The following is a 3,820-nucleotide window of genomic DNA, read 5'->3' as shown; positions in this document are numbered from 1 at the left end:
GAGAAGGTGGCCCGGCTCATCGACCCGATCATCCCCGCGGTCCAGGAGGTCTGGTTCCGGGATCACTCCGACTCCCCCTACGTCGACCCGGCCCGCATCAGCGCCGAGGAGGTCGGCCGCCTGCACCTGCGGCACACCGTCGCGGCGCTCCTGCGCAGCTCGAAGGTCATCAGCGACCGGGTCGCGGCGGGCCAGCTCGGCATCGTCGGCTGCCAGTACCGGCTCGTCGAGGGCCGCGCCGAGCCCGTGAGCTACGTCGGGCCGCTGCAGATCAGCCTGCCGGCCCCGGCGACGCCCTAACCCCACGATTTCGCAGTCTTTCCCCACCCACACCCTCAGCAACAGCAAAGGAACAGCACCGTGACTGAGCAGATCGAATACCGGATCGAACACGACACCATGGGCGAGGTGCGCGTGCCCAAGGACGCGCTCTACAGCGCCCAGACCCAGCGCGCGGTCGAGAACTTCCCGATCTCGGGCTCGCGCCTCGAGTCCGCGCACATCGCGGCCCTCGCCCGGATCAAGAAGTCCGCTGCCCTCGCCAACGCCGAGCTCGGCGTGCTCGACCAGAAGATCGCGGACGCGATCGCTGGCGCCGCGGACGAGGTCGTCACCGGTAAGTACGACGACCAGTTCCCGATCGACGTCTACCAGACCGGTTCGGGCACCTCCTCCAACATGAACATGAACGAGGTCCTCTCGAACCTCGCGACGGCGGCCCTCGGCTCCCCCGTGCACCCCAACGACCACGTGAACTGCTCGCAGTCCTCGAACGACGTGTTCCCGACCTCGGTGCACGTTGCCGTGACCGGTGCCCTGATCAACGATCTGCTCCCGGCCCTGGACCACCTCGCGTCCGCGCTGGAGGAGAAGGCCGTGCTCTGGAAGGACGCCGTCAAGGCGGGCCGCACCCACCTCATGGACGCGACCCCCGTCACCCTCGGTCAGGAGTTCGGCGGCTACGCCGCGCAGATGCGCCTCGGCATCGAGCGCGTCGAGTCGACCCTGAGCCGCGTGGCCGAGGTTCCCCAGGGCGGCACCGCCGTGGGCACCGGCATCAACACCCCCGAGGGCTTCCCGCAGAAGGTCATTGCGCACCTCGCGAAGGAGACCGGCCTGCCGATCACCGAGACCCGCAACCACTTCGAGGCGCAGGCCAACCGCGACGCCCTCGTCGAGGCCTCCGGCGCGCTCCGCGTCATCGCCGTGAGCCTCACGAAGATCAACAACGACCTGCGCTGGATGGGCTCCGGCCCCAACACGGGCCTGGGCGAGCTGTTCATCCCCGACCTGCAGCCCGGCTCCTCCATCATGCCCGGCAAGGTGAACCCCGTGGTTCCCGAGGCCGTGCTGATGGTCTGCGCGCGCGTGATCGGCAACGACGCGACCGTGGCCTGGGGCGGCGCGAGCGGCCTCTTCGAGCTGAACGTCGCGATCCCCGTCATGGGCACCGCACTGCTCGAGTCGATCCGCCTGCTCGCGAACTCCTGCCGCGTGCTCGCGGACAAGACCGTCGTGGGCCTGGAGGCCAACCTGGAGCACGCCCGCGCGCTCGCCGAGTCCTCCCCCTCGATCGTCACGCCGCTGAACCGCCTGATCGGCTACGAGGCCGCCGCGAAGATCGCGAAGTACTCGGTCGCCGAAAAGATGACCGTCCGCGAGGCCGTCGTGGCCCTCGGCTTCGTCGAGCGCGGCGAGGTCACCGAGGAGCAGCTCGACAGCGCCCTCGACGTGATGACCATGATCGGCAAGCACTAAGCACACCGTGGGTTCCCACCCTCAGCAACACGAGCAGGGCCGCGTTCCTTCCGGAACGCGGCCCTGCGTCGTTTCGTGGCGTTAGTCGGCCAGGTGCACGAGTCGGCCGTCCACGACGGTCGCGCGCACGGGCAGCTCCGTGAGCTCGTCCGCGGGGCAGGCGACCGGGTCCCCGTCCCAGAGGGTGAGGTCCGCCGGGGCGCCGACGGCGATTCGGCCGCCGCCCGGCTGGCCCATCGCCTCGGCCGCGCCCGTGGTGTAGCCCGCGAGCGCCGCCTCGCCGCTCAGCCGCTGCTCCGGTTCGAAGACCATCGCGTCCACCGCGCCGGGCGCGCGGCGGAGCCGAGCCCAGGCCATCCCGATTCGGGGGTCGTGCTGGGCGACGGGCCAGTCGGAGCCGAGCGCGAGCAGCGCGCCCGCGGCGAGCACATCGCCCGCGCGCCACGCCTTCGCGCTCCGGGCCGGGCCGAGCCGATCCGCCCAGGCGTCACTGTGGTCTTCAGCGCGCCACTGCATGTGCAGGGGCTGCATGGACACCGTGATCCCCGCGGCCGCGATCCGGGCGAGGTCGGCGTCCGCGAGGGTTTCGAGGTGCTCGATCCGGTGCGCGGGCCCCGCCGCGGAGCGCACCCCGGCCGCCGTATAGGCCGCGATCGTCTCGCCGATCGCCCGGTCGCCGATCGCGTGCGTGGCGATCTGGAATCCGGCCGCGGCGTAGCGCTGCACGAGCCGCCCGTAGTCGCTCGGCACGGGCCAGAACGGCACCAGGCCGTCGCCGTAGCGGTCGGCCTCGTAGAGCCACGCGGTGCCCGTGTCGATCACCCCGTCGTGGAAGAGCTTGACCAGCCCGCCCCGCCAGCGCGCCCCGAGCCGGTCGCGCTGGGCCAGGATCGCCTGGGTCTCGTCCTCGGTGAGGCCCTGCGGGTGCTGGAGGGACGACTGCAGGCGGAGCGTGAGGCCGTCTCCCGTCTCGTCCAGTTCCTCGAAGAGGTCGAGGGAGGCGGCGGTGCCGTCCATCATGACCGCGCCGGTCAGCCCGGCCCGGTTCATCTCGGCGAGGATGCCGGTGATCGCGGCGCGCTCCTCGGCGCTCGTCAACGCCGGGGCGTGATCGAGCACCCGGTTGTAGGCGCTCGGCTCGCGCAGCTCCCCGGTCGGGACGCCCGCGGCGTCCACGACGATCGTGCCCGCGTCCGCGAAGCGCTCCGCGCCGGTCACGCCCGCGGCGTCGAGCGCCGCGCGGGTCGCGATCGCCGTGTGATTGTCGAAGAGCATGACGACGGCGGGCATGCCGTGCACGGCGTCCTCGATCGCGTCGCCCGCGATGTCGCGGCCGGCGAAGGCTGCGTAGTCCAGGTTCCAGGCGCGCAACCAGGCCGCGGTGCCGCGCAGGCGGTCGGCCTCGTCCCGGAGCCGGGCGCGCAGGGCGTCGAGATCGCGCACCCCGGCGAGGTCGACCCCGCGGGCGAGCGTCGAGGCGTGGAAGGGGTGCGCGTGGCCGTCGATCAGGCCGGGGGTCAGGGTGCCGCCCCGGGCGTCGATGACCTCGGCGGCGGCGGGGACCGCGGCGCGGACCTCCGCCTCCGTGCCGATCGCCGCGATCCTGCCGTCGACGACGGCGACCGTGTCGGCGATCGCATCGGCGGCGGGGGCCTCCGGGGTGCGCAGCCGCGCGTTGCGGATGATCAACGCGGCGCTCACCGGTCCTCACCCACCGGCACGGCACGCGTGATCGGCTCGTTCTCGTCGAACTGCAGCGACGGCGGGTCCGCCCGGAACCAGTTGGTGCGGGAGCCGTAGATGAGCACGCCGACGGCGAGCCAGGCGGCGCCGAGCACGTAGGTGAACGGGGCGAGGGAGGTCCAGAGCCAGGCGGTGAAGCCGAAGCCGATGAGCGGCAGGATCAGGTACTGGATCCAGCCGCGCGAGCCGCGGACCCCCTTCTCGAAGAAGAAGTACTTGATCACGCCGAGGTTGACCAGGGCGAAGGCCACGAGCGCGCCGAAGTTGATCATGTAGACGGCGGCGTCGAGGGTGATGAACAGTGCGATCAGCGAGAAGC

2 protein-coding genes and 2 pseudogenes are annotated in these 3,820 nt (G+C 71.8%); 2 read left to right on the top strand and 2 right to left on the bottom strand.

Translation table 11 applies throughout. The annotated features are described in order from the left end of the window. Both OOT08_RS14095 and OOT08_RS14090 read left to right on the top strand, forming a co-directional pair. A pseudogene (locus tag OOT08_RS14095) lies at nucleotides 1-300 on the top strand (carbonic anhydrase); the annotation flags it as partial. A gap of 60 nt (nucleotides 301-360) precedes the next feature. Continuing rightward, nucleotides 361-1,758, top strand: a complete 1,398-nt coding sequence (locus tag OOT08_RS14090) for a class II fumarate hydratase (RefSeq protein ID WP_325093421.1) — start codon at nucleotides 361-363, stop codon at nucleotides 1,756-1,758. Between the two features lie 81 nt (nucleotides 1,759-1,839). Here OOT08_RS14090 and OOT08_RS14085 read toward each other — a convergent pair whose 3' ends face one another. Both OOT08_RS14085 and OOT08_RS14080 read right to left on the bottom strand, forming a co-directional pair. Then, entirely contained in the window at nucleotides 1,840-3,459 is a 1,620-nt protein-coding gene (locus OOT08_RS14085) for an amidohydrolase (protein WP_325093420.1), read from the bottom strand. Further along, nucleotides 3,456-3,820: pseudogene (locus OOT08_RS14080) on the bottom strand (Putrescine importer PuuP); the annotation flags it as partial. The pseudogene OOT08_RS14080 and the gene OOT08_RS14085, both read right to left, overlap by 4 nt.

Origin of the sequence: Leucobacter sp. M11 (assembly GCF_035726885.1) — a bacterium.
Taxonomy (GTDB): domain Bacteria; phylum Actinomycetota; class Actinomycetes; order Actinomycetales; family Microbacteriaceae; genus JAPFRB01.
Note: the sequence above shows the minus strand (reverse complement) of the source record. Positions and strands in the feature narration are given on the sequence as shown.